The following is a 23,808-nucleotide window of genomic DNA, read 5'->3' on the forward strand; positions in this document are numbered from 1 at the left end:
ACTCTGCATTCGACCAACGACCAGGAGATGACATGACACAGCCCATCGGTAACCCATCGCATATCGGCAACCTCGACGCCACTCAGCTCGGCCCCCAGCCGACATTCCTGCCCGATGATCACGCAGACGTGGAAGCGAAGAAGCGCCTCGACGCCGGCGAAGAACCCATCGACGTCGCCGCAGCGTTGCCCGCCTCATCACTGGCCTGGGCGATCCTGGCCGATGAGGCTCACGGCGAGGGCCGCCTCGTCGACGCCTATGCCTATGCCCGCGTCGGCTACCACCGTGGTCTCGATTCCCTGCGTGCCGCCGGATGGCGCGGAGCAGGCCCGATCCCATGGAAGCATGAGATCAACCGCGGATTCCTCCGCGCACTCAACGCCCTCGGCCGTGCCGCCGGCGCTATTGGCGAAGGTGAAGAGGCTGCTCGGATCGAGGAGTTCCTGCGGTCCTCGGACCCGGTTGCCGTCGATGCGATTGCGGCGGGGGAGTAGGGGCGACAGCCTTGAGTTCCGCGGATTACGGAGCGGGGTCACAGGCGTCTGCCTGTGACCCCGCTCTGGTCTTCGATCGACCTCAGGTCGAGACGACCGCGGCTCCGCCTTCGATGTTCTGAGCAACGAAGACCGCGTCGAGGAGTCCGGGGAACCGTGCGTCAAGATCGTCCTTGCGCAGTGAGTTCATGATCGACGTGCCCTGGTACTCCTGGCGAATCACACCGGCCTCGCGCAGAGTCCGGAAGTGATAGGTCGATGTTGACTTCGATACCGGCAGCTCGAATGTTGCGCAGGCGTGATCCTGGTGGGTGGTGTTCAGTCGGCAGGCGATGTGCCGACGAATCGGGTCGGCAAGTGCGGCGAGCACGGTGTCGAGTCGCATCTCGTTCCGTTCGGGGTGTTCAAGGGTTCTCATCCGTCACCTCTTCGTCACGCTGATTCTTTCGTCACAGTGATTCACAGTCCTTTGATTATACGTTCTTCTTCGTAGTACGGTAAATATCGAAGTACGAGGAGCTTCGTACTTCATCTCGAGTTCAGCGCTCAAGACTCGAGTCCACTACTGACGATCACGAGGTCATATGTCTCATCTGCTGTTCGAACCCCTCACCTTGCGCGGCCTGACTTTCCGCAACCGTGCCTGGGTGCCGCCGATGTGCCAGTATTCCGTGGACACCCTCGACGGCGTAGCCGCCCCGTGGCACGTCGTCCACTACGGATCCCTGGCCCGGGGCGGCGCAGGCGCAATCATCGTCGAAGCCACCGGTGTCACTCCCGAGGCGCGGATCTCCGCGAAAGACCTGGGCCTGTGGAATGACAAGCAGCGCGATGCACTGATCCCGGTCGTCGACTTCATGCACACGCAGGGGGCCGCGGCCGGGATCCAACTCGCCCACGCCGGCCGTAAGGCCTCGACCTACCCCGAGTGGGGCGCCGACCACGAAGGCAGTCTGCCCGAGAGTGAAGGCGGCTGGCAGACACTGGCTCCCTCACCGGAGGCGTTCCCCGGATTGGATGCTCCACGTGAGCTCACCGAAGCGGAGATCGCCGAGATCGTGGCTGCCTTCGCAGCCTCGGCGCGCAGGTCGATGGAGGCCGGCTTCGACTTTGTGGAGATCCACGGCGCGCACGGCTACCTGCTCCACGAATTCCTCTCCCCGCTGAGCAATACCCGCACCGATTCCTACGGCGGAACCCCGGAGAACCGGGCGCGCTTCCTGCTCGAGGTTGTCGATGCCACTCGCGCCGAGGTGGGCGAGGACGTTCCCGTGCTCGTGCGCCTGTCCGCGACGGACTGGACCGAGGGTGGGCTGAGCCTCGATGACACCGCGCGGCTGTCCGGCTGGTTGAAGGGCCATGGCGTCGACCTCGTCGATGTCTCCACCGGCGGCAACGTGATGGCCAAGATTCCTGTCGGCCCCGGCTACCAGACGAGCTTCGCCGAGGGGGTCCGCAGGCAGGCGGACATTCCGACCGCGGCGGTCGGACTCATCACCGAGCCCTTTCAGGCCGAACACATCCTGGCGACCGAGCAGGCAGATGTCATTCTTCTCGGCCGCGAATCGCTGCGTGACCCGAACTTCCCGCTCCGGGCCGCTGACGCTCTACGCCACGAGATCGATTACCGGCCGTCCCAGTACCACCGCGCGTATAAGTGACACGTCGCCCGTGAGGTGAACCAGTGCGCGTAGGTAAGCCGTCGTGCGCTTAGGTCGACCGACTCAGAGTTCAGAGACGGTGCGGATGCGCTCGATGAGGTCATCCAATCCGTCGCTGAATTCGCGTTGTGAGGGGTCTTCGGCCAGTTTGCCTTCCAGGCGCTTGACTGTTGCATACTCGGCAGGATCCTCTTCGGGTTCGTCACCGTCGCCGGCTACCGGCGCGATGTCGATGCCCATCGCGGTCACCTGGAGAAGGAGGTCGCCGAGGAGGAAGCTGGTGAAGGCCTTATAGGCCTTCACCGCGTGAGTCTCGGAGAAGCCGTAGCCGAGGAGTGAGGCAAGGAAATAGTCCACCCAGCGAACGCTGCGCAGAGGGGGCCGCAGCCAGGGGGCTTCAGGCGGCTGTGAGATCAGTAGGGGAAACATCCTCGGATGAGACAGCGCCAGATTGCGCATGGCGTTGGCAACGTGCTGGAAGTAGGCCTCCCAGCTCTTCGGTTGAGTCTGCATGAGTTCGTCGTCAAAGAGGCCGTCGATGAGTTCACGGACAGCGGCAGAGACGAGTTCTTCGCGACTGGAGACGTGCCGGTACAGGGCCATGGCCTCGACGTCGAGGGCGGTGCCCAGGCGGCGCATGGTCAGAGACTGGACCCCATATTCGTCGATATATGCGATCGCGGACTGAATGACATCCTTTCGGCGCAGGCGTGTGCGATTCATGAAATCTCCTTGTCTTCGAAGCGAGCGGTCGCGGGAGGCGAATCGGCCCGGCCCGGCAGGGTCATCGTAGCGATCCTACACGCGTCCCCGGCTGCTGTGATGGGCAACGAGCGATGGCCGTGACCCTGCCGCTTCAGCGGTGGGGCCACGGCCATCGACATCAGATCAGCCCATGATGGTTGTTCCTCTACTTGACGTACAAGGCGCCTCCGGCCGAGCTGGAGGCGCCTTGTATATTCAGGTGGGGATGTATCCGGGTGTTTACAACGTAAATAACATATCAATTGATTCAGTTATTCACAAGCGCAAACCAGTTGTCGTGCTGATTGCTTCGATGCTGGAGGGTTTACGCGGTAAACGTATGGGAGGTCTGGTCGCGATCGCTGAACACGGCAGCCCCTTCAGCCGCGAACTCACTCGAAGTAACGTTTGATCGTCTGTTTCCACGGGTTGCTCGGCAGCTGCGGGTAGAGCAGTGACGCGGCTACGCAATACTTGCTGACCTTGTGCGGTCGGACGCCGTGTTGTTTGAGCAGCGCGTCCCAGATGCCGCCGCCACCGGCGGACTTCGTCTCGACGAGGACATCATCGGGACCGTCATGGGTCTCGTCCCCGTTGACCGCGCGAATGTTGAGGTCACACGTCAGTCGCTGATGGTCATGACACAGAGTGATCCGGTCGTAGATGGTTTCAAGCACCGGCTCCAATCGGTCGGCAGGGACCCGGCGGTGCGAGTCGCCGCCGATGATCGAATCGATGAACCCGATGTCGGTCTCCGACAGTGACCCTGGGCGATCGGTGGAGTGAGGGATTCGCTCCTTCACGGTCTGTCCCCGGTAACCCTTCGACTTGACCTCGAGGTGGCAGGTGCCGGTCTCCACGTAGGTTCTCGTTCGCACCTTGTACCGGTGACGACGTTCCTGGACATGGTCTCGGAAGAACCGGAAATCTGGGGAGTCGAAGTAGACGGTTCGGTACTCGAAGCATCTCTTCTGCCCGATCTCCAGCACGCTGAAGTCGTCCTCTGTGGCCTTGAGCAGTTCCACGAACAGGGCCCTCGGCAGGAAGTACTTCCGATCGACACGAGTCATGAGACGGGCCTGCGAATTGAGCTCGCCCAATGAGATGGAGTTCATGCGCAGCAGCTGCGCATCCAACTCGTTGGCCGCGGTGAGTTCGGCAGCCTGATCGAGTTCGTCCAGGTCAGCGAGGTCCAGGTGGGGCGAGGCCATCGCTGGGACCGCCTCGGCAATGGGGGTTCTGGTCATTGTCATTACAGGTCCACCGGATGCTCAGGCCGCGTGCCCAACGCGATGTGATTGTCAGCCAGGTGGTCTGTCTGAGATGTCTGAGGCGCTTGTGACCTGCGGTGGGGCTTAGTCTTGTATCGCACATCGACCAGCGTCGTGTCTCGCACCAGATCGATGTCGAGGACCTCTGCTCGTACGGTATCGGCGGCGAACATGTCGGCCAGGTGAGCGATGAGCTCGTCCTGATCGGTGATCGCGCGATCGAGTGTCAGCGTGTGACGGTGCGTCGAGGACGCGATCATGGGGCTGTCGAGCACAGCGATGGCGACCAGGACCAGCGCGGAGAGCGTCGGTGTCAGCCAGGCAGGATCGGGATGCAGTCCAGCCAGGAGACCCAAAGCCAGTGCGGTGAAGTAGTAGGCGATCTCCTGCTGGGTGATCTGATCCGAGCGCAGCCGGATGATCGAGAGGATGCCGAAGAGGCCCATGCCCAACCCGACACCCACCTCCACCGAGCCCAGCGCCAGCGTCACGGCAACGACTCCGATATTCAGTGCCACATAGGACAGCAGCAGATCACGGCGACGGTGCCTGCGGAAGTACAGGACGTAGGCCAGGATGACAATGGCGACCAGGTCAGTGCCCAGTGCGAGAACAAGCGACATTTTTTCCTCCTTGATGACGTTCACCATCAAGACTGTCGTCCCCATCTAAGGCGACGATGAGGTGAAGATGAGAGCTTTCACATCTCTGCGGCGCTCACCTCGATGATCAGTCGATGACTCGCAGACGATACCCCGCCCCGCGGACAGTCTCGATCGTGTCGTGGCCCAGCTTCTCCCGCAGATACCTGACATAGACGTCGACGACATTCGAGCCGGGGTCGAAATCGAGTCCCCACACTCTGCTCAGCAGCTGGGCTCGGCTGAGCACCTGGTCAGGGTGCTGGAGGAAGACCTCAAGCAGCGTGAACTCGCGTGAGCTGAGTTCAATGGCACGCTCCCCGACCAGTGCCCGGCGGGTGCGGATGTCGAGGGCCAGACTGCCAACCCTGAGCACACTCGGGTCCTGCGGGGTGGAGGGACGCAGCCGCAGTCGGACACGAGCCAGCAGCTCGTCGAAGGCGAAGGGCTTGCTCATATAGTCGTCGGCACCGCCGGACAGTCCTGCCACGGTGTCCTCGGTCGATTCGCGGGCGGTGAGGATGATGACCGGGAGATCGTGGCGTTCGCCTCTGATCAGGCGCAGCACGCTGAAGCCGTCCAGCCCAGGCAGGCCCAGGTCCAGGATGACGAGGTCGAATTGTCCGGTGCGCACGAGGTCGATCGCGGTGTAACCGTCGTCGGCGATCTCGGTTGCGTACCCTTCTGCCTTCAGCCCCTTGTTCACGAAGGACGCGATTCGGTCCTCGTCTTCGACGATGAGAATGCGGGTCACTGGTCCTCCATTTCCGGATGGTGCCATGGCAATTCGATGAGGAATGTCGCTCCCTCTCCTTCAACTGAGCTGACTGAGACGCTACCACCGTGAGCCCTGGCGATGCGGTCGACGATCGTCAGGCCAAGCCCCGTCCCGCGTCTGCCGGGTTTGGCCTTCTTGCTGCGGGCGAAGCGTTGGAAGATGCGTTCGCGGTCTTCTTCGGCCACACCGGATCCGGTGTCTCGGACCCACAGTTCGATGGTGTCGGCTGTGGTGCGGCCGCCGAAGGCGATGGTGTCACCGGTGTCGGTATGATCGACGCTGTTGGCGGCCAGTTGCAGCAGTGCCTGGGTCAGCCGCTGCTCGTCGACGATGCCGAACGCTTCAGGGGTGGCATCGATGACCCAGTTGCGCGTACCCAGGGCAGTTGCTTTGGAGAAGCTTTCGAAGACCAGATCGGTGATATCCGTCGGTGCGAGCATGAGGAAGTCAGGACCTTCGCTGCCGGCGAGCATGATGAGCTCGTCGACAAGTCGGGACATGCGTCGCAGCTCATCTCCGACGAGGTCGAGCGTGTACTCCCGGTCTTCGGGGTCATCGCCCATGACGTCGAGATGGCCGCGGACGACGGTGATCGGGGTGCGCAGTTCGTGCCCAGCATCATCAAGGAATTGCCGTTGGCCGGCGAACGCGGCTTCGAGCCGGTCGAGCATCCGGTTGAAGGTCACGCCGAGGTGGGCCACATCGTCATTGCCCGTGACCTCGATCCGCCGGCTGAGATCCTCTTCGCCGATCCGCGACGCAGTTTCGCTCAACTGCCTGATCGGGGACAGTACCCGTCCGGCGACCAGCCAGCCGAAGATTCCCGCCATGGCCAGAGCGATGACGGCGATGATCGTCATGGTCCAGATCGTCGCCCATGCCTCGTCGTATTCGGGGGTGAGGTATTCGACGATGACCAGCTGCCCCGTCTGCGAGCTGCCCTGCATCTGGATGGGAACGATCGCATAGGTCACCGGGCCGGCGGGAGTGGAACGTTCGTTGATTTCGGGAGTAGTCACCTTGGCAGCCTCAGCGACGAACTCGGCATCTTGGTCGAGCCGGAAGGGCGGATTGTCGACGCTGCGCTGGTCTTCTTTCCCATCCACGATGCTGAAGAACGTTTCTGTGTGTTCGGGCAGGTTGTTCTGCAGATGGCTGGTCATCAGTGCTTGAACGGAGTTGAAGCCTCCGCCGTCGCCAGAGCTCGGGCTGCTCGCGAAGTCGCGGAACTTCTCCACCTCGTGCTGCAATTCAGTGTGGGCCTGGACCTTGACACGGGAGAGCTCTGCCCGGGCAGTGGTGACGACGATGATCGACACGGCGATGGTGAGGATGAGCAGAATCCACCCGAGGATGCGCGTGCGGGCGGTCACGCCTCGGCGGATCTCAGACATTCACGTCCTCGCCCAGCTCAGTCATCGTCGTATCGGTCGTCGTCATCGTCGTCATCGTCATCGTCTGAGTCGTCGTGGTCGTCATCGTCATCGTCTGCGTCGTCGATATCGTCGTCGTCATCGTCATCGTAATCGTCATCGTCGCCAGCAGTCCTGGGCGGACCTGGTTTGATTCGGTCTGCGCCATGGGCGGTTCCGGTGGAATTACTCGAATCAGAGGGCTGTGGTGCCGGGCTCTGGGACGTGTCGAGGGTCGGCTCATCCGTAGGCGTGGGGGGCGATGGGGGTGCTGTCGGCGTCGGGACGACTACCGGCGGGCCGAGGTGAGTGTCGTCCTCGGCCAGCGTCTTGCCGGCGCCGAACCAGCCCAAAGCGCCGAGGAGGACGACCCCGATCACCAGAAGCCATCCGTAGCGTCCCATACGACAAGTATGGACGAAGCGGCGCCGAGGTTGGGCGCCGCAGCGATGAGAATGCTCTCATGATGTGCCGGTGAGTTGGGCTGGGGTGAGGTGGGCATACGGCTCCAGCAGCTACAGCTGTCCGCCGACCCACAGTCCCAGCCCTGCCGCAGTGGTCGCAAGGACCAGCGTCCCGAGACCACTGATGAGGCCGGCCGTCCACCTGCGCTCCTGAACGAGGAGTACAGTCTCGAAGCTGGCCGTCGAGAACGTCGTGTACCCGCCGAGGAATCCCGTGCCGATCACAAGCTGCCAGGCCTCGGGCAGGATGTGGGACGTGGCCAGTCCGGTGAGCAGGCCCAATGCGAGGGATCCGCTGACATTGATGATGATCGTCCCCCACGGGATCGCCCCATTCACACGTGACTTGATGAGGCCGTCGAGGAGCATCCGTGCCGCTGCGCCGATGCCGCCGGCCAGGGCCAAAGCGATGAAGAGGAACGGAGTCATTGCGCACCTCGGCGATCATGGGCTGCGCTCGCCGCTGCGATTCCCGCCCAGGTGGCAATCGCGCCGATGAGGAGGGTGGCCAGGCCATAGGCGATGCCGGTGCCGGGAGAGCCGCTGCCGATGAGCGTTGCAGCATCGGTGGCCAGCGCACTGTACGTGGTGAAACCGCCCATGAAGCCGGTGCCCACCATGATGCGCACTGTGCGTCGGCGTCCCTCGTCGGGACCTAGGCGGGCCAGCGCATCGAGAAGGAGACCGAGCAGGAACGCGCCGAGGATGTTGACGGCGAAGATCGCCACCGGAATCCCAGCCAGTGGTGGAAAAGCCAGTGACACCGTCTCGCGTGCGGCCGTGCCCAGGGTGCCGCCGACTACGGCGAGGCCGAGATAGGGGAGCCGGAGGTGCGCCGGTCGCCGGTGCGGCGCTCGCCAGGAATTCGGCCGGCTCATCGATCGCCTCCCTTGGAGCCTTCGGGATTCGACGGTGCTGGTTCGTGACTCGACGCGAGTGGGACGACGATCATCTGTGCGTCGACTTCCTCGGCGATGCGGGTCAGTTCCTGTGCAGGGCAGCCGGCGAGCCGCCGGGTCGTCCAATCCACGGTCGAACCGCGCAGGATCTCGGAGATCGCGGAGTGCAGGTCCGGGTCGAACTCAGGGGCCACCTCGGCGGGCTGGCCGGGGGCGACGCCGACGACGATGGGTGCACTGTGCATGGGATCTCCTACCTTTCGGGCATGCTGACGCCGGTTGAGGTAGGGACTGTTGTCGGAGAACCGAGGTTGGGTACGGCGAGCCCCACCGCCGCGACGCTGGTGTGCGTCCCCTTCATTCTGCCACAGGGGGCATGCGAAGGAACCGCCGGATGACAGGCATCCGGCGGTTCCTTGACACTGAATATGACGGAGAGGGGAGGTTTCAGCCCTCGCGGATGGTCATTCTGCTCAGCTTGTCGCCGGCGACGACGAAGGCGAACGACGACCGGCCATTTGCGTGTGTTGAGCGCCAGTCACCGATGACGGTGATCTCATCGCCGTCGGTACTGACCTCTTCGGGGGTGAGTGTGCCGGTCGCGCCGATGAATTCCTTGTCGCTCCAGGCCCTGATCGCCTCACGTCCGGTGAATTCGCGGCCCCAGTCATCGACCGTGCCATCGGTGGTGAATGCGTCCAAGAATCCCTGGTCATCGTGGGCATTGACGGTGTCGATGAAGCCGGCGACGGGTTCGGGAATCTGCAGATCTGACATGGTGTCTCCTTAAGTTCTGTGGTCGACTCAGCGGGTGGTGTATCCGCCGTTGGCGAAGATCGTCTGGCCGGTGATCCACCAGCCATCGGTGGCGAGGAAACGCACGATCGGTGCGATGTCCTCGATCCGCGTGAGCTGATTGCCCATGGCCTGCGATTTGTGGAACTCTACCCGCTCAGGTGTTTCCTGGCCGTAGAAGAAAGGGGTGTCCATGGGGCCGGGTGCGATCGCCGTGACCGATATTCCGCGCTCTGCGTACTCTTTTGCCGCCGCCCTGGTGAAGTGCTCGACCGGGCTCTTGCCTCCGGCGTAGGTCGAGTAGCCGTCGGTGAACGCCGCGAGCAGCGCCGTGACGATCGTGACGATCTTCCCGTTGTCGGCCAGGTGATTCCCGGCCTCCTTGATGAAGAAGTATGCGGCCTTGGAGTTGATGTCGAACATCGAGTCGTACTCGTCTTCCGTGGTGTCCGCGATGGGTTTGCGCAGCACCTTGCCGGTCGTGTTGATCGCAATGTCGATCGTCCCCAGCGCCGAGGTGGCATCGGCGAACAGCGTCTCGACGTTGGCGGGCTGGGTGAGGTCTCCGGTCAGGAGCACGCCCTTCGCCCCGCTGGCTTCGACCGCGGCGAGCGTCTCTTCGGCCTCGGAGCGGGAGGACTCGGAGTTGTAGTGGATGGCGATATCGGCACCTGCCTCGGCGGCCTGTCGGGCGATGAGCCCGCCCAGATTCTTGCCGCCGCCGGCGATGAGAAGTGTCTTGCCCTGAAGCGAATGGTTGGTCATGTCGTCTCCATCTATATCGGTGGTATATCGTGTTATATCGACAATACACGATAATATAGCGATATGACAGACATGGCCTCAATCGATACACGGACCCGGTTGCTCAATGCGGCTGCGGACCTTATTGCTGCGGCTCCCGGTGAGGATTTCTCGCTGCGTGCGGTCTGTGATGCGGTGGGCGTGAAGATGCCGACTCTGTATCACTTTTTCGGCAATAAGCAGGGGCTCATCGAGGCCGTCATCGAACGTGGCTTCGACATGTACCTGTCGGCCAAGTCCGCCTCTGAATCCAGCGGGGACCCGATTCAGGACCTGCGGATGGGTTGGGATGCGCATGTGTCCTTCGGGTTGGAGAACCCGGGCTTCTACACGCTCATGTACGGCAAGGTGCGGCCTGGGTATTCGCCGGAGGCGCAGTCGAAGCCCAGTGAGATCCTGCGTTCGCTGACACGGCAGGCCGAGGGGCAGGGGCGGTTGGTGGTCGGTTACGAGCAGGCAGCCGCCCACATCTTGGCGACGAACATCGGAGTCACCCTGCGCCTGATCATCCAGGGCAAGGACGACCCGGACCTTTCAGCAGGAGTGCGCGAAGGTGTGCTCGCGGCGATCACCGGAACAGCGCAGGCCGGCGACGATGAGAGGCGTTTGGGGCATTCGGTCATCGAGCGCGCGGCGGCGCACCCGGAGATTCTCGGCACGACCGAGACCGCGCTGCTCATCCAATGGATCAGCCGCCTCGGCGAGGGTGACGGGAAGCTCTAGAGCGCGAGTGCCGCGCTTAAGGGCACGAACGCGGCGCTCGAGTGATCGAACGCCGCGCTCGAGGGAAACCTCGTCAGCGCTGAGTCAGTGGCAGGCGTGGGAGCGAGCCGAGTTGTACTTGTCGACGGCTCGGCGCAGACGCTGCAGACCCTCCTCGATACGCTGCGGTTCCGCCGAGGCGAAGCACAGCCGCAGCGCGTTCGTGAAGTCACCGGTCTGGGAGAACGCCGTGCCGGGAATATAGGCCACGCCTTCCTCCAGAGCCACTGACATGAGGTCCTCGGTGTTGACGGTCTCGTCGTTGAACGTCACCCACAGGAAGAAGCCCCCGTCGGGATCCGTCGAGCGTACCTCCTGGCCGAAGAGCCGTTCGAGACCGGACGTCATGGTCTGCTTGCGCTCGCCGTAGGAGCGGCGCAGATGGGCGACGTGCGTTTCCGCGTTGCCGTCGTTGAGCCATTTCGCGACCATGTGCTGAGTCGGCAGGCTCGTGCACGAGTCCATGACCTGCTTGGCATTGATGATGAGGCCGCGCAGTTCCGGGTCGGCGTCGAGCCAGCCGACGCGCAACCCGGGGGCGACGAACTTGGAGAAGGTGCGCACGCCGAAGATCAGCGGATCGTTGGGACTGAGCTGGCTCAGTGAAGGGAGGTCCTCCCCGGAGAAGCGCAGCGTGCTGTACGGATTGTCTTCGAGGATGACCGAGTTGTGGCGGTGGGCGAATTCCAGGAGCTTCTCGCGCCGGGCCAGTGACATCGTCACTCCGGCTGGGTTCTGGAATGTCGGGACCGTATAGATCACAGACGGCGCCCGCCCGGCCCGCGCCACGATGTCTTCGAGCAGGTCCACCTGCATGCCCTCTTCGTCGACGGGCACCTCGGCGATCTCGGCCTCATAGCTCAGTGCTGTGGCCGAGCCGTTCGTGTACGTGGGAGCCTCGCAGAGGACGAGGTCTCCGGGGCTGACGAAGAGTTTGAACCCGAGGTCGATTCCCTGCATGCCGCCGGTGGTGATGACCAGACGGTCACGGTTGCCGAAATGCTCGGCAGGGATCTGACCGGTCTCCTGCAGGTAGTTCAGCAGCGCGTCGATGAGGACCGGTTCGCCCTCCGTTGCCCCATAGGTGAAGCTCTCGGGGGTGAACACGCTGTTCGCGATCCGGGCGAAATCCTCGGACGGCAGCATGTCTGGGGCAGGTGCGCCCATGCCGAATTTGACGATGTCGTGATCGTAGGTGGCAAGCATCGCCACGGAGGAATCGATGACGGAGCCGACGAGGTGCTCAGCCCGGCTGGCGAAGGGAAGTGAGGCACTCGCAGATGCGGTTGACGATGGTGTTGACGAACTCGTGATGGACATGAGCAGGCCTTCCACGGGCGCCTGTGCCCTGAAGTCGACTCTGTCTCCGACGAGGTTCAGGAGCAACGTGCCCGAACGACGGAACTAGTGGTGGCCTCAGCATAAGTCCACGAAGCGCCGGGGAACAAGGACGGTGTCAGTCGTGTCTGCGCGATCGCTTCGTACGGACGACGACGAACACGATGAACGCGGCGATCACGATGACGACGGCGGACGAAACCGTGATGAGGCCGATGGAGCCCGACCCGTCGTCATCGCTGGCAGACGAGCTGTCGGAACCCGCTGAACGCTTGGGGCCGGTGGCTGCCGAGGTGTCTGTGCGCTGAGGCGCCGATTCGGTCTCATTCGCCTCGTCGCCTGTTCCCTTGACCGTGAAGAAGAATGTGCCGCTGACGGGATGGCCGTCCTCGGACACGATTCGCCAGTCGACGGTGTAGTCACCGGGGGTCAGCTCCGATTCGAGGCTCTGCGTGATCGTGTGGAACTGAGTTTCGGGTTCGCCCGTGGCGACGTTCTCACCATCGTGCTCGACTCGGATCTGATTGCCGACCTTTTGTGGAGATCCGCTGAAGACCATTTCGACGGCGTCGGGCGCGGCACCGACGGTGTCCCCGTCGCCCGGCGTCGCTTCGACGAGCTGATCGTGGGCGAAGGCCGGCACCGCTGACACACCGAGTGCCAGGGCGAGTGCCAGAGCCGCCGCGGCGAGGATGAGGTGAGTCAGTCGTGAGATCTGGTTCATCGTCGGTCAGGACCTGCGCCGCGTGCGCAGCAGTGCGATACCGCCTGCGACGAGCCCCAAGGCACCGAGGACGACTCCGATGATTCCGAGCGCCAGGGGTGCTGCGGAACTTTCGCTGGCTGCCTGCTCGCCCGAACCCGAGGGATCCTGGGCCGATTCGGAACTGTCGGGGGCTGCGCCTGCGGAGGGGTCAGCCTCGGCGGCGGTGACAGTGAAGGACGGGGCGGGGGAGTCCAGGTCCTCCTCTGACTGGCCCTCCTTGGGCACCTGATCCCATTTCGTCTTAGCGCCCTTGCATTCCTGTGTGGTCGGGAATACCAGGGTCTTCCCCTCGGTCTCGGGAGGGAGGAAGAGGGAGAGTTCGAAGGAGTCCCGCTGATCCGCCGACAGCGGCGTCTTCGCGGTGTAGTCGATCTCCTTGACGTCTTTGGTCTTGTCGCCGTCTTCGTGGACGGACGTGATCTTCCAATTCGGATTCACGCTCGGTGTGATTCCGGAGAGCTCGTCTGGCAGACCGATCCGGACCTTTTCGGTGGGTTTGCCCTCACATCCGTGGGGGACGCTGACGGTCATCACAGTGTAGGAGCCTGCGGCAGTCGAGTCCGGTTCGACGGTGACATGGGCCGAGGCTGCTCCGGGGCCCGTGAACACGAGGCCGAGGGAGAGGGCGACCGCGCCCACGCCGGGAATCGTCAGTGATCGCATACGTGCACGGGGCATTGCGGTTCCTTGCTGGAAGGGTGCCGTCGGTGACGCCGACGGATTTCTACGTTACGTAGAAATGGTACTCCTGGGCTTCGACGGAAGCCAGCTCTCATGGGGCTGCACCGGTGGGCGCAAGGATTCGGGTCGAGCGCGTTGTGGATGTTGAAACCTTCGGCGTCTGGATTCACATCTGCGCCGAGGTGGGGTGCGACGCCTGCCGTGTCACAGTGACCCAGTAGACTAATGCGGTAATGACATCCCCTCCCTTCACTTCGAGGTGAACAACTCTCATGCCAGCAATCGTTGTCGTCGGCGCCCAATGGGGTGACGAAGGTAAAGGCAAAACGACCGATATCCTCGGGACCAGCGTCGACTACGTGGTCAAGCCCAATGGCGGGAACAACGCAGGTCACACGGTTGTCGTCGGCGGTGAGAAGTACGAACTCAAACTGTTGCCGGCAGGCATCCTCTCACCCAACGTCACCCCGGTCATCGGCAACGGCGTCGTCGTCAACCTCGAAGCACTGTTCGAGGAGATCGAGGCTCTGGAATCCCGCGGAGCAGACACGTCGAAGCTGCGGATCTCGGCCAACGCCCACCTCGTCGCGCCCTACCACCAGACCCTGGACAAGGTGACCGAACGGTTCCTGGGCAAACGTGCCATCGGCACCACCGGACGCGGCATCGGGCCCGCCTATATGGACAAGATCGGACGCCTCGGAATCCGCGTCCAGGACATCTTCGATGAGTCGATCCTGCGCCAGAAGATCGAAGGTTCGCTGCGGCAGAAGAACGAACTCCTCGTCAAGGTCTACAACCGTCGGGCCGTCGACGTCGAGGAGATCGTCGAATACTTCGAGCCTTTCATCGAACGCCTGCGCCCTTACGTTGCAGAGACCGAGCAGCTGCTCAACGATGCTCTCGACCGTGGCGAAGTCATCGTCATGGAGGGTGGCCAAGCGACCATGCTCGACGTTGACCACGGCACCTACCCGTTCGTGACCTCGTCGAACCCGACTGCCGGCGGATCCTGCGTCGGCTCGGGGATCGGCCCCACCCGCATCAACCGAGTCGTCGGAATCGTCAAGGCCTACACCACACGTGTGGGTGCCGGACCATTCCCCACGGAACTCTTCGACGACATGGGGGAGTACCTGCAGAAGGCCGGCGGTGAGTTCGGAGTCAACACCGGACGTCCGCGCCGCTGCGGTTGGTACGACGCTGTCATCGCCCGTTACGCTGCACGCGTCAACGGTTTCACCGACTACGTGCTGACGAAGCTCGACGTGCTCACCGGCATCGAGAGAATCCCCGTGTGCGTGGCCTACGAAGTCGACGGAGTCCGCCAGGATGAGATGCCGATGTCGCAGACCGAGTTCCACCACGCCAAGCCCATCTTCGAATACTTCGACGGCTGGACTGAGGACATCACCGGAGCCAGGACCTTCGATGACTTGCCGGAGAACGCCCAGAAGTACGTGCTCGCACTCGAGGAGCGCTCGGGCTGCCGGATGTCGGTCATCGGCGTCGGTCCCGACCGCGAACAGTCGATCGTCAGGCATGACCTGCTGGACTGAGGCTCCTTCACGAGGCTGAAGCTCTGTGAGACTTAAGAGTGGGAAACGCATCGCGAAGTAGACGTTTGAGCGCCTGAGACAGGTGAACAGTAAAGGGCGGGACCGACAGATCATGTCGGTCCTGCCCTTCGCTGTGCTCAGTGTTGTAGTCCGGATGGGGTGTGCCGATATGCGGGATCTCGAGGCTCCGTTCTCAGCTCGTGTGTCTCATTCTCGCAGGGATCGTTGAGGTATGAAGTCATCAGCGGGTAACGTGCGGACCATGCTCCACTTCGGAATCCCACTGGCGCGATCATCCTCGCTGAAGCGGGCTGTCAGACGCATCGGCGCAGCGTCCATCGGACTCTCGCTGATAGCCGTGACGACGGCGTGCATGCCCGATATCCACAGAAACGAAGGCTTTCCGCCTCCTCGTGTCACCGCTATTGCAGCTGGGTCTCCAGGCGGCGGCCTCGACCTGACTACACGTATCACCAACGACGGATTCGAAGCAGCGGATATCGACACTTTCATGTCGATCGAAAACATGGGCGGTGGGGGAGGGAACCCAGCTCGCGCCGCGGTTCTGCAGCGGGAGAACGACGGCACTTCCGTCGTTTTCGAATCTAACCGCATCTTCCTCTCGAACATCACCGGAACCACCACAATGTCGCTGGAGGACTTCACCCCCATCGCTCAGCTGACCACCGACTACGAAGTGTGGATCGTGAAGGCCGGGTCGGAATACGACTCGGCAAAGAAGGTTCTCAACGACGTCAAGGGGGACCCGAGTTCGGTCAACTTCGGAATCGGAACGGTCCCCAGTGATGATCAGCTCAATGTCCTCCGCCCCGCCAGCGAATTCGGAGTCGACGAACTCTCCAAACTCAATCTCGTTGCATTCTCTGATGGTGGGGACCTCAACAACGAGCTGTTGGGCGGACGGATCGACGTGGCTTCGACCGGAATGTCGGAAGCCATGGAACTTGTCGACAGTGGAGACATCGAGATCATTGCGGTGTCGGCACCGGAACCAGTGGACCTGGCACCAGGGGTGCCGACATGGCACGACCTCGGAATGGACATCACCATCAACCACTGGCGAGGTGTCTTCGGTCCGGCAGACATGCCCGAAGACGCAGTCGACTGGTGGCGTAAGGCGTTGCAGGAGGCAGTGGAGACCGACGATTTCGTCAAACAATCCGACGCCTTGGGAATCAACCCCGACTACCTCGCGGGTGACGAATGGCTCGAGACGGTGATTCAACCCGAGAAGAAGGAATCGACAGAGGTGCTGAAGAAAGTGGGGCTGGTGAAATGAGTGCGAACACCGAACCCACCGCAACCGATGCGGTCGATGAACCGTACTTGGAAGCCGGAAGTCGCACCACCTCGGCGGGAATTTCGACCATTGTTCTTGGCTTTCTCGCGGTCTTCTTCTTCATCAACGCGCTTCTGCTTCCAAGCTCTGCCGGTGAGGACGGCATCGGTCCGAAATCATTTCCCGTTGTTGTCGGCATCGTTCTACTGTGCACAACGATCCTTGGCATCGTCGCCATCCTGCGCGGCGGCGTTGAAGTCAGACCTGTCGGTGGGGGCGAAATTCTTCGTGTCGGCTGGTGCATCGTCCTCTTCGGTCTGTACGCGGCATCGGTCTTTCTCATCGGTTTCGTCGAAGCCTCGGTGATCTTCTCGATGCTCGTGTCGATGACGGTGTTCGGTGTCCGGCTCAGCCTGGCCCGAGCCTGCGGCCTCTTCGCCATCAACATCGTCATAGCGATGGTGCTGTTCCTCATCTTCGATGTCTGGCTCAACGTCCTCCTGCCAGTCGGCTGGCTTGAATACTGGGTCTTTGGAGGTCTGCAGCTATGAACACTGTCAATGAACTGCTCTCGGCCCTCGGCGGAATCGCCACCTCGCCGAGCTTGCTGCTGATCATCCTCGGAGGAGTCATCCTCGGGACAGTCGCTGGCCTGTTGCCCGGCATCGGCCCGTCGACTGCGATTGCGCTGCTGCTGCCGGTCGCGATTACGGTTCCGGCCGAAATCTCCTTGCCGCTTATGGTGTCTTTGTACCTTGGGGCCGAATACGGCGGGAGGATCTCCGCGATCCTGCTGAATATTCCCGGGGATCCGGGTGCCATCATGACTACCCTCGACGGGCATCCGATGGCGTTGAAGGGCAAGGCCGCAACCGCGCTGTCGATCTCAGCCATCGCCTCATTCGTCGGAAGTGTGCTGGCCTTCCTCGGTCTCGCATTCATTGCCGGACCGATGTCGGAGTTGGGACTGGCATTCGGTCCGGGAGCGTACTTCGCCGTCGTCGTGATGGCGCTCGTCCTCAGTGCAACCCTGGTCGGATCGGCACCGATGCTGGGGCTGACCGCTGTGGCCATCGGCGTCGCTGTTTCAACCGTCGGCATCGAACTTCAATCCGGCCTTCCCCGGTTCACCTTCGGCAGCTTCACGTTGTTGGAAGGCATTGACCCGATTGTCGCGATCATCGGTGTATTCGGTGTCGGAGAGATCCTCGCCAGCACCACGATGGGCAAAGACTCCCAAGTCATGTCGAAGCTGTCAGGGAGGTTCCTGCCCACCGGTCGTGAACTCAGACAGGGAACACTTCCGAGTCTGCGCGGATCCGTCATCGGCTTCATCGCAGGTGTCCTGCCTGGCGCGGGCACGACAATCGCAGCCTTCTTCTCCTATGGTCTGGAAAAGCGCCTTGCTCCGGAATCGGCCGGAATGGGCAAAGGTGCGGTTCGAGGGCTGGTTGCTCCTGAGTCCGCGAACAATGCCGCTGTCTCCGGTTCGATGGTGCCCCTGCTGACATTGGGCATTCCCGGCTCGGGCACCACCGCAGTGCTGCTCGCCTATCTGATGATGTACGGCCTCAATCCAGGACCCGGATTCTTCGACGCCAATCCGGAACTCGCATGGACGATCATCGGTGCGCTGCTGGTCAGCGCGATCATGGGTGTCGTCATCAATATCGGCGCATCTCCTCTGCTCGCGAAGATCCTCTCAATCCCGATGCCCTTCATGGCTCCGGTCATCCTCATGCTCGCGCTCATCTCCTGCTACAGCATTCACAATTCTGTGACTGACGTATATATCGCTTTGGCGTTTGGAGTACTCGGATATGTCATGCGGCTGGTTGGAATGGCGCCTGCGCTGCTGGTGATCGGACTGGTCCTGGGCGAGATGCTCGAGCGCAACTTGCAACAGGCGCTGGGCCTGACAGGCGGCAATTTCTGGGCCGTGATCTCCGACCCGCTTGCCATGGTCTTCATCATCATTGCCCTGCTCGCCCTCGTCTCGGTGCTGCCGTGGCGACGGATGTTCGGAAAGAAGAAGACCGATGCGAAGACGAAAGTCTGAATCGAACCCAGAAGAGCTGAAATACGGCGGGGCCGATAGATCTTGTTGCTCTGCCCGTGCAGCTGCCGCCGCAGCTAGCCGCGCAGTTCGCGGATCGCCTCGATACCTCCGTCATACGCGGCAGAGATGTCTTCGAGAGCGATCCGATCCGGCAGATCGCCGGCGGACTGATGTCTGAGCATGAACTCCACAGCGGCCCGAGCGGTGGCTTCGTCATTGCGCAGCACACCATCCGAGACGTCTTCGGCATCGGAGAGGATGAGCACGATCTCCTCTGTTCCGGCACCCGTATGAATGCTGGCGAGGAACTCTCCGGTGTCCTGTAGTTCGATGTCGATGCTCTCTTCAACCATTTCGGTCTCCTACGGTGCGGCGCGAACGGCGGCTCTCTTTTCAGCATAGACCTCGTCGACAACCACTTGGGCCGCAGGCGGCAACGTGGCATCGTGGCAGACAGGCCACCGGACATCGCGGTTGGAGCAACGCCGGACACAGCAGCAGGGGAGACGATCATGGCAGAGAACGCACGTCTGACCGAAGCGGCCTACCAGGGCCCCGCGCTCGACGTCGACGAAGACTTCCACGGACGAATCGGGCAGGACACGGACAACCGGGAGATCGTCGACGAATTCACGATTCCGATCCGTTCCGGTCAGGCATGGGATGTGCCAGCGGGTCACGTCTGTCGAATCTCCACAATCGAGGGACCGCAGGTCGGCGACCTCAATCTGTGGAACCGCCACGATCCCCGGGAGAGATTCTGGGCATCGCGCACCCGCCAACTTCAGGCCGCACACCTGTCGACCTTCGACCGTCTGTGGTCGACCCTGCCCTTCCTGCGACCGATGGCCACAATCGTCAACGACACTCTGGCCGACTACGGCACCGACCCCGAAGGCGGCCGACTTCATGACACTCTCGGCACTCGTTGCGATCCCTACGTCTCGACGATGCTCAGTGGAGTCGACTTCGACTATCACTGCCACTCGAACTTGGTCCGGGCCATCCTCCCGTTCGGGCTTACCGAGTTCGACGTCCACGATGTCCTCAACGTCTTTCAATGCACGGGACTGAATGACAACGACGAATACTTCATGAAGACTTGTCCCGCCAGACCTGGCGACCACTTCGAATTCTTCGCGGAACAGGACCTTCTGGCAGCCCTCTCCACCTGCCCCGGCGGAGACCTGTCCAAGCCGATGTTCGGCGAAGGCAATGACGACCCGGTCGAGAACTGCCACCCACTTCAGGTCACGGTCTATGCGCTGCCAGAGAACCTCCTCGGCGACTGGAGAGAACCGAGCTCACCGAACTACCGTGGTGGACACGGTCTCAAGCCTCAGACCTGGTCTTAGCCTTAAGCGACCTGGTTCTCGGCAGCGTACGGGCGCCCGCCACTGAACCAGCGGAGGAGTGCGGCACAGATGGCGAGAAACGCCACGAAGCCGCCGTACCAGCAGGCAGTGGCGAAGAGTCCGATGGCGGGGACGAGGACACCGGCGATGACGACCGGAAGTCCGAATGCCAGATAGCAGACGACGAAGACGGCGGCCATCACCTCAGCGTTGGCTTCCGGCTTCACGACTGCCTGGATGGTTTTCAGGGCACCTGGGAAAGCGGTGCCGAACCCGGTGCCGGTGATGACGACCGCGAGGCAGTACAGCTGAGGCGAATTGAGGGAGAGCGCCACCAGGGTCAGGGTGCTGCCGACGGCGAGTGAGATCGTGCCGAAGAGGGTGACGGTGCGCGCGGATCGGTCGCGCATGAAGAATCCCGCCAGCCCACCGGCGCCGGCGAGCATCGTGACGATCAGTCCGCTGACCAGATGGGAACTCGAATGGAACTCGGCGGTGATGATGTTGGCACCGAGGGACAGGTACAACCCTCCCGTGGCCCAGCCTGCGATGAAGGCCGGCACCGCGAACAGGAACGCCTTGCGGACTTCCCGCGGCAGTGCAGCGCGCGGCAGAAGAGATGCCCATGCGCCACTTCGACGAGTCGAGGTCTCCGGCAGGACCCAGATGATGCCGGCAAGAAGCAGATAGGTTCCCACGAGCGTCCCGAAGACCACCGTCGAACCGCCGCCATCGATGAACACAGCGAGAGTCGCTCCCGCGAACAACCCTCCGATGGCCAGTCCCACCATCGCGGAGATGGCGTTCCAGGAGGAAGCCGAGCCGGGCTTGTGCGGCAACTCCAGATCGACGACCGTCGCTGACAATGTCGACAGCAGAACCCCGCTGGCCATTCCTTGGACGACGCGAGACAAGATCAGCGCCACTGCACTATCGGCATGCCAGAACAGGACCATGCTGAGGGCGAGCACCACGAAGGCCGCGCAGATCACGGGTCGGCGTCCGACGTGGTCAGACAGTGCGCCGGCAGTGAGCAGAGTCGCCAGCAAGGCTACGGCGTAAGCGGCGAAGACCACCGTGATCATCACAGGGGCAAAACCGAACTCTGCCTGGATTACAGGGTAGAACGGAGACGGTGCGCTGGCACCGGCCATCATCGCCGAGGTGGCGATCAGGACTAGGCGCAGACGCCAGCGCTCACGCGACCACCAGGCAGAGGTGGGTGCCGGCTGAGCTGCGGAAGCAGGAGCTTCTTCCGTAATGTTCGAAACTTTTGGAACCATTATTGGAGAGTATACGAGATGCTCAGACAGTTCAACTATTATCGAACTATGGTTGCCAATGAAAAACTGCCACACCCGGATCGCGAGGACATCGAGCTGACCTCAGTACTCTTCGCTCTCAGCGACGACGCCAGGCTGGCTCTGGTTCAGCAGCTGCGGTCGGGGCCGATGGATATGGCCGACTGTTCGGCACTGGGACCGGGCGTGCCGAAGTCGACTCGCTCGCATCAGGTGAAGGTGCTGCGTGAGGCCGGTGTCATCATCAGTGAGCTCCATGGTCGGAATCGACGACTGACGCTGCGCCGTGAAGACATCGACGCGCGCTTTCCCGGGCTGCTGGAGTCCGTGCTGCAGGGGTGACGGCAGCTTTCTCGCTGCTGCTTCCACCTCGACACCGCATCCATCCCGACAATCTATCCACCCCGATTCTGGATCCCAGGAGATCAAATCATGACGCAGCTCTCGCTCCTCAACCGGTACGCAGAGCGGCTCGGTCTGCGCGATTCTGCTCCAGAACTGTGCCGTCGAGCCAAGGGGACAACCACACAGCTGATCGACCTTCTCGATGAGCTCCTGCAGGCGCACACGCAGGCGATCTGCTTTGAGAACCTCGAGGTCATTGCGAACCTTGCTCGGGGCGAGCTGAAAGCGGTTTCGCTCGATTTCGAGTCGGTGGCTGACAAGCTGCTCGATTCCAAACGTGGTGGATACTGCCACGAACACGCCACCCTCACCCGCGCGGTTCTGACCGAACTGGGAATCTCGGCGCATCCGATCATGGCTCGCGTCCACCTCGGCGAGGGCCGGGTCGCACCTGGCGCGCTGACACATCAGGCGACGATCGTTCGGGTCGATGCTCGCAGCTTCCTCGTGGATCCTGGGTTCGGCGGCGGAACACCGGAAGTTGCACTCGAACTGTCGACGTCCGCCCCGGCGCGGATGACGCCGCGTGGTGAACATCGCCTCGTGCCGGCGGAAGTGGCGCTTGATCCTGATATGCAGGCAGAGGCCGAGTGGGCTCTGCAGTCTCGGACGAGTCGCGACCAGGAGTTCCGCACCGTCTATGCCTTCGCCGATGTGCCCCGGCCGCAGGCCGATCTTGAACTGGCGAACTGGTTCACTTCAACGAAGCCGGGGACTCCTTTCACCGGGCCGCCTGTCCTCGCACGTTCGCTGCCCGACGGCATCAAGCTGACCTTGGACGGACGCCGATTGCGACGAGTTTCCTACAGCCCGGACGGTGATCGCACCGAACACGCGATCGCAGACGCCGCAGAATTCGCCGAGGTCCTCACTGCCGAATTCGGACTTGGGGTGGACAGGGAATTCTCCGATGTGGCCTGGAATGCAGCCATGTCCACGACGGACGACGGACTGTCCTGAAGCGAGACTGGGCTGTGGCGCTTCGGCGAGGCGTCACCCAGCCTTTTGGGCGCCGACCTCGGCAGCCACCTCGGCGGCCACCTCGGCAGCTGAACTCGGAGTGACACGCGAGCTGAGGCCGGAGCCCGACGTGGGTGAAGTCGACTCGAGTGCCGTGACTCAGCTCGACAAATTCGAAGATGACGTCGGTGCCGACCCACTCGTCGAGTTCCAGGCGATGCTCAGAGGGGGTGACCTGCCAGGACAGTCTCCTTCCCGCGAGAGACTCGCTGACTCGAAATTTCGAGTAGTGGATTCCCGGGACCTCATAGATGAAGGACTCGGCCACGTGACGGGCAGATCCCGAGATCATGGTGTTCCACCAGATGTTCGGCTGTGCCGCGAATGAAAATGCTTCGGACGGTGTGCATGGAGCAGTGAACGTAGAAGTGAAATTGTCATTTTCCATTGTGCTTCCGTTTCGAATGAGAGTTGCAGCATGTCGTTCAAGAGGTTGTGTAGGGGAGCGCCTCGCCGCTCTCCAGGTAGGACTTGAGGCTGGCGAGAATGGCCGGCCAGCCCTGGGAGATGCCATCGAGCATGCCTTTGTCTGGCAGGTTCGTGTGGGTCACGGTGAGCTTGACGACCTCACCAGTCTGTTCGATGTCATAAGTGACGACCGACCCCTTGGTCTCCAGCGGCTGTGCGGCGGGCTGAAATGTGAAGACCAGTCTCTCCGGTGGGCGGCTCTCGAGTATTCGACCCCAGATGTCGTAGTCGCCCACGGGGTCACCGTTTTTGCGGTGGGTCCATTCGGAGCCGGCCTGCCAGTCTGAGACATTCGCGATTCCACTCCAGTAGATCGGCGTGATGTCGGCGTTGGTGAGCGCATCCCAGACATCCTCGCGGGAGGCTCGGATATAGGTCACGTAGACGTAATCGGGAAATTCGTTGGTGGTGGTCATTGCTGTCTCCTCGGCTTGTTTTTTGACGGCGTCGATGGCGTCAAAGTGCTGCTGGTCGAAATCACGGGTCCAGCGCCGCTCGATTTCGTGGATAGGAAGCGGATTGAGATAGTGGCGCCGCTCCCGTCCCTTACGGATGACGACGATCAGATTGGCATCGACGAGTTGGTCGATGTGCTGGGTCAACGACTGTCGAGCCATTGAAACTCCTTCGCAGAGGTCGCGCAGCGACTGTCCGTTCTCACGTCGAAGCTCATCGAGAAGTCGTCGTCTGGTGGGATCAGAGAGGGCCTTGAACGCCTTATCGAGATCATCTGCGTCGGACACATCTCTAATATGCAGGTAGATACCTGCATAAGTCAATAGGTGGAGGGTACCCGCTGCGTAAGTGCGGTCTGCGCGGGCCTGCCTGCTG

Annotated in this window: 30 protein-coding genes; 11 read left to right on the forward strand and 19 right to left on the reverse strand. The window is 62.2% G+C overall.

What is annotated here, in order from left to right; all coding sequences use genetic code 11:
- Window positions 1–32 precede the first annotated feature (32 nt).
- Window positions 33–494, forward strand: a complete 462-nt coding sequence (locus INT29_RS15820; RefSeq protein ID WP_101572736.1) for a DUF3151 domain-containing protein — start codon at window positions 33–35, stop codon at window positions 492–494.
- Window positions 495–576: 82 nt separating this feature from the next.
- Here the strand turns inward: INT29_RS15820 and INT29_RS15825 are convergent, their stop codons facing one another.
- Window positions 577–912: an ArsR/SmtB family transcription factor gene (locus INT29_RS15825; RefSeq protein ID WP_193072327.1), complete on the reverse strand. Its 336-nt coding sequence runs from the start codon at window positions 910–912 to the stop codon at window positions 577–579.
- Window positions 913–1,078: 166 nt separating this feature from the next.
- Here INT29_RS15825 and INT29_RS15830 point away from each other — a divergent pair, with 166 nt between their 5' ends.
- Window positions 1,079–2,155 (forward strand): NADH:flavin oxidoreductase/NADH oxidase, encoded by a 1,077-nt coding sequence (locus INT29_RS15830; protein ID WP_101572740.1) that lies wholly within the window; start codon window positions 1,079–1,081, stop codon window positions 2,153–2,155.
- A gap of 63 nt (window positions 2,156–2,218) precedes the next feature.
- Here INT29_RS15830 and INT29_RS15835 read toward each other — a convergent pair whose 3' ends face one another.
- The gene (locus INT29_RS15835; RefSeq protein ID WP_101572741.1) at window positions 2,219–2,878 is read right to left on the reverse strand and encodes a TetR/AcrR family transcriptional regulator; all 660 of its coding nucleotides are present in this window, start codon (window positions 2,876–2,878) and stop codon (window positions 2,219–2,221) included.
- A 172-nt stretch (window positions 2,879–3,050) separates the two neighbouring features.
- Here INT29_RS15835 and INT29_RS15840 point away from each other — a divergent pair, with 172 nt between their 5' ends.
- The gene (locus tag INT29_RS15840) at window positions 3,051–3,311 is read left to right on the forward strand and encodes a hypothetical protein (RefSeq protein WP_193072328.1); all 261 of its coding nucleotides are present in this window, start codon (window positions 3,051–3,053) and stop codon (window positions 3,309–3,311) included.
- On the opposite strand, the gene INT29_RS15845 is transcribed toward INT29_RS15840, so the two are convergent.
- The 11 genes from INT29_RS15845 to INT29_RS15890 form a co-directional block, all read right to left on the reverse strand.
- A complete protein-coding gene (locus INT29_RS15845; RefSeq protein ID WP_193072329.1) occupies window positions 3,292–4,152 on the reverse strand; it encodes a polyphosphate polymerase domain-containing protein in 861 nt (286 codons plus the stop codon). The genes INT29_RS15840 and INT29_RS15845 overlap by 20 nt on opposite strands.
- Entirely contained in the window at window positions 4,152–4,793 is a 642-nt protein-coding gene (locus tag INT29_RS15850; RefSeq protein ID WP_193072330.1) for a DUF4956 domain-containing protein, read from the reverse strand. Before INT29_RS15850 ends, INT29_RS15845 begins: the two co-directional genes overlap by 1 nt.
- Before the next feature lie 106 nt (window positions 4,794–4,899).
- Entirely contained in the window at window positions 4,900–5,565 is a 666-nt protein-coding gene (locus tag INT29_RS15855) for a response regulator transcription factor (protein WP_101572747.1), read from the reverse strand.
- Window positions 5,562–6,983: a sensor histidine kinase gene (locus INT29_RS20680; protein WP_193072331.1), complete on the reverse strand. Its 1,422-nt coding sequence runs from the start codon at window positions 6,981–6,983 to the stop codon at window positions 5,562–5,564. The genes INT29_RS15855 and INT29_RS20680 overlap by 4 nt, the downstream gene beginning before the upstream one ends.
- Window positions 6,984–7,000: 17 nt before the next feature.
- Window positions 7,001–7,405 carry a hypothetical protein gene (locus tag INT29_RS15865; protein ID WP_193072332.1) on the reverse strand — a complete coding sequence of 135 codons (405 nt, stop codon included), beginning with the start codon at window positions 7,403–7,405 and terminating at the stop codon, window positions 7,001–7,003.
- On the reverse strand, window positions 7,378–7,503 hold the full coding sequence (locus INT29_RS20475) for a hypothetical protein (protein WP_264298590.1): 126 nt from the start codon (window positions 7,501–7,503) through the stop codon (window positions 7,378–7,380). The genes INT29_RS15865 and INT29_RS20475 overlap by 28 nt, the downstream gene beginning before the upstream one ends.
- A gap of 13 nt (window positions 7,504–7,516) precedes the next feature.
- Entirely contained in the window at window positions 7,517–7,894 is a 378-nt protein-coding gene (gene crcB, locus INT29_RS15870) for a fluoride efflux transporter CrcB (RefSeq protein WP_193072333.1), read from the reverse strand.
- Window positions 7,891–8,343, reverse strand: a complete 453-nt coding sequence (locus INT29_RS15875; RefSeq protein WP_193072334.1) for a fluoride efflux transporter FluC — start codon at window positions 8,341–8,343, stop codon at window positions 7,891–7,893. The genes crcB and INT29_RS15875 overlap by 4 nt, the downstream gene beginning before the upstream one ends.
- The gene (locus tag INT29_RS15880) at window positions 8,340–8,609 is read right to left on the reverse strand and encodes a hypothetical protein (RefSeq protein ID WP_193072335.1); all 270 of its coding nucleotides are present in this window, start codon (window positions 8,607–8,609) and stop codon (window positions 8,340–8,342) included. Before INT29_RS15880 ends, INT29_RS15875 begins: the two co-directional genes overlap by 4 nt.
- A 202-nt stretch (window positions 8,610–8,811) precedes the next feature.
- Window positions 8,812–9,141, reverse strand: a complete 330-nt coding sequence (locus tag INT29_RS15885; RefSeq protein WP_101572758.1) for a nuclear transport factor 2 family protein — start codon at window positions 9,139–9,141, stop codon at window positions 8,812–8,814.
- A 27-nt stretch (window positions 9,142–9,168) separates the two neighbouring features.
- Complete coding sequence (locus tag INT29_RS15890; RefSeq protein ID WP_193072336.1) at window positions 9,169–9,924, reverse strand: SDR family oxidoreductase; 756 nt, start codon at window positions 9,922–9,924, stop codon at window positions 9,169–9,171.
- A 63-nt stretch (window positions 9,925–9,987) separates the two neighbouring features.
- Between INT29_RS15890 and INT29_RS15895 the strand changes: the two genes are divergently transcribed.
- Window positions 9,988–10,686, forward strand: coding sequence for a TetR/AcrR family transcriptional regulator (locus INT29_RS15895; RefSeq protein WP_193072338.1), 699 nt, complete (start codon window positions 9,988–9,990; stop codon window positions 10,684–10,686).
- 84 nt (window positions 10,687–10,770) lie between these two features.
- Here INT29_RS15895 and INT29_RS15900 read toward each other — a convergent pair whose 3' ends face one another.
- The 3 genes from INT29_RS15900 to INT29_RS15910 all read right to left on the reverse strand — a co-directional run bounded on the left by INT29_RS15900 (window position 10,771) and on the right by INT29_RS15910 (window position 13,507).
- Window positions 10,771–12,045, reverse strand: a complete 1,275-nt coding sequence (locus INT29_RS15900; RefSeq protein ID WP_193072339.1) for a PLP-dependent aminotransferase family protein — start codon at window positions 12,043–12,045, stop codon at window positions 10,771–10,773.
- A 136-nt stretch (window positions 12,046–12,181) separates the two neighbouring features.
- A complete protein-coding gene (locus INT29_RS15905) occupies window positions 12,182–12,787 on the reverse strand; it encodes a copper resistance protein CopC (protein WP_193072340.1) in 606 nt (201 codons plus the stop codon).
- A 6-nt stretch (window positions 12,788–12,793) separates the two neighbouring features.
- Window positions 12,794–13,507 carry a YcnI family protein gene (locus tag INT29_RS15910; RefSeq protein ID WP_101572767.1) on the reverse strand — a complete coding sequence of 238 codons (714 nt, stop codon included), beginning with the start codon at window positions 13,505–13,507 and terminating at the stop codon, window positions 12,794–12,796.
- A 275-nt stretch (window positions 13,508–13,782) separates the two neighbouring features.
- Here INT29_RS15910 and INT29_RS15915 point away from each other — a divergent pair, with 275 nt between their 5' ends.
- The 4 genes from INT29_RS15915 (at window position 13,783) to INT29_RS15930 (ending at window position 18,428) form a co-directional block, all read left to right on the forward strand.
- On the forward strand, window positions 13,783–15,069 hold the full coding sequence (locus tag INT29_RS15915; protein ID WP_193072342.1) for an adenylosuccinate synthase: 1,287 nt from the start codon (window positions 13,783–13,785) through the stop codon (window positions 15,067–15,069).
- 232 nt (window positions 15,070–15,301) lie between these two features.
- A complete protein-coding gene (locus INT29_RS15920) occupies window positions 15,302–16,369 on the forward strand; it encodes a Bug family tripartite tricarboxylate transporter substrate binding protein (protein ID WP_193072343.1) in 1,068 nt (355 codons plus the stop codon).
- A complete protein-coding gene (locus INT29_RS15925) occupies window positions 16,366–16,920 on the forward strand; it encodes a tripartite tricarboxylate transporter TctB family protein (protein ID WP_180958985.1) in 555 nt (184 codons plus the stop codon). Before INT29_RS15920 ends, INT29_RS15925 begins: the two co-directional genes overlap by 4 nt.
- Window positions 16,917–18,428 (forward strand): tripartite tricarboxylate transporter permease, encoded by a 1,512-nt coding sequence (locus INT29_RS15930; protein ID WP_193072345.1) that lies wholly within the window; start codon window positions 16,917–16,919, stop codon window positions 18,426–18,428. Before INT29_RS15925 ends, INT29_RS15930 begins: the two co-directional genes overlap by 4 nt.
- A 74-nt stretch (window positions 18,429–18,502) precedes the next feature.
- Here the strand turns inward: INT29_RS15930 and INT29_RS15935 are convergent, their stop codons facing one another.
- A complete protein-coding gene (locus INT29_RS15935) occupies window positions 18,503–18,781 on the reverse strand; it encodes a hypothetical protein (RefSeq protein WP_193072347.1) in 279 nt (92 codons plus the stop codon).
- A 93-nt stretch (window positions 18,782–18,874) separates the two neighbouring features.
- Between INT29_RS15935 and INT29_RS15940 the strand changes: the two genes are divergently transcribed.
- Window positions 18,875–19,783 carry an urea carboxylase-associated family protein gene (locus INT29_RS15940; protein WP_319020925.1) on the forward strand — a complete coding sequence of 303 codons (909 nt, stop codon included), beginning with the start codon at window positions 18,875–18,877 and terminating at the stop codon, window positions 19,781–19,783.
- A gap of 2 nt (window positions 19,784–19,785) precedes the next feature.
- Here INT29_RS15940 and INT29_RS15945 read toward each other — a convergent pair whose 3' ends face one another.
- Window positions 19,786–21,066 carry an MFS transporter gene (locus INT29_RS15945; protein WP_226831345.1) on the reverse strand — a complete coding sequence of 427 codons (1,281 nt, stop codon included), beginning with the start codon at window positions 21,064–21,066 and terminating at the stop codon, window positions 19,786–19,788.
- Window positions 21,067–21,114: 48 nt separating this feature from the next.
- Here INT29_RS15945 and INT29_RS15950 point away from each other — a divergent pair, with 48 nt between their 5' ends.
- Both INT29_RS15950 and INT29_RS15955 read left to right on the forward strand, forming a co-directional pair.
- Window positions 21,115–21,426, forward strand: coding sequence for an ArsR/SmtB family transcription factor (locus INT29_RS15950; protein WP_193072349.1), 312 nt, complete (start codon window positions 21,115–21,117; stop codon window positions 21,424–21,426).
- Window positions 21,427–21,516: 90 nt separating this feature from the next.
- Entirely contained in the window at window positions 21,517–22,449 is a 933-nt protein-coding gene (locus tag INT29_RS15955; RefSeq protein WP_193072350.1) for an arylamine N-acetyltransferase family protein, read from the forward strand.
- Between the two features lie 485 nt (window positions 22,450–22,934).
- Here INT29_RS15955 and INT29_RS15960 read toward each other — a convergent pair whose 3' ends face one another.
- Window positions 22,935–23,720, reverse strand: coding sequence for an ArsR/SmtB family transcription factor (locus INT29_RS15960; RefSeq protein WP_193072351.1), 786 nt, complete (start codon window positions 23,718–23,720; stop codon window positions 22,935–22,937).
- Window positions 23,721–23,808 lie beyond the last annotated feature (88 nt).

The organism is Brevibacterium sp. FME37 (genome assembly GCF_014897485.1).
Classification (GTDB): domain Bacteria; phylum Actinomycetota; class Actinomycetes; order Actinomycetales; family Brevibacteriaceae; genus Brevibacterium.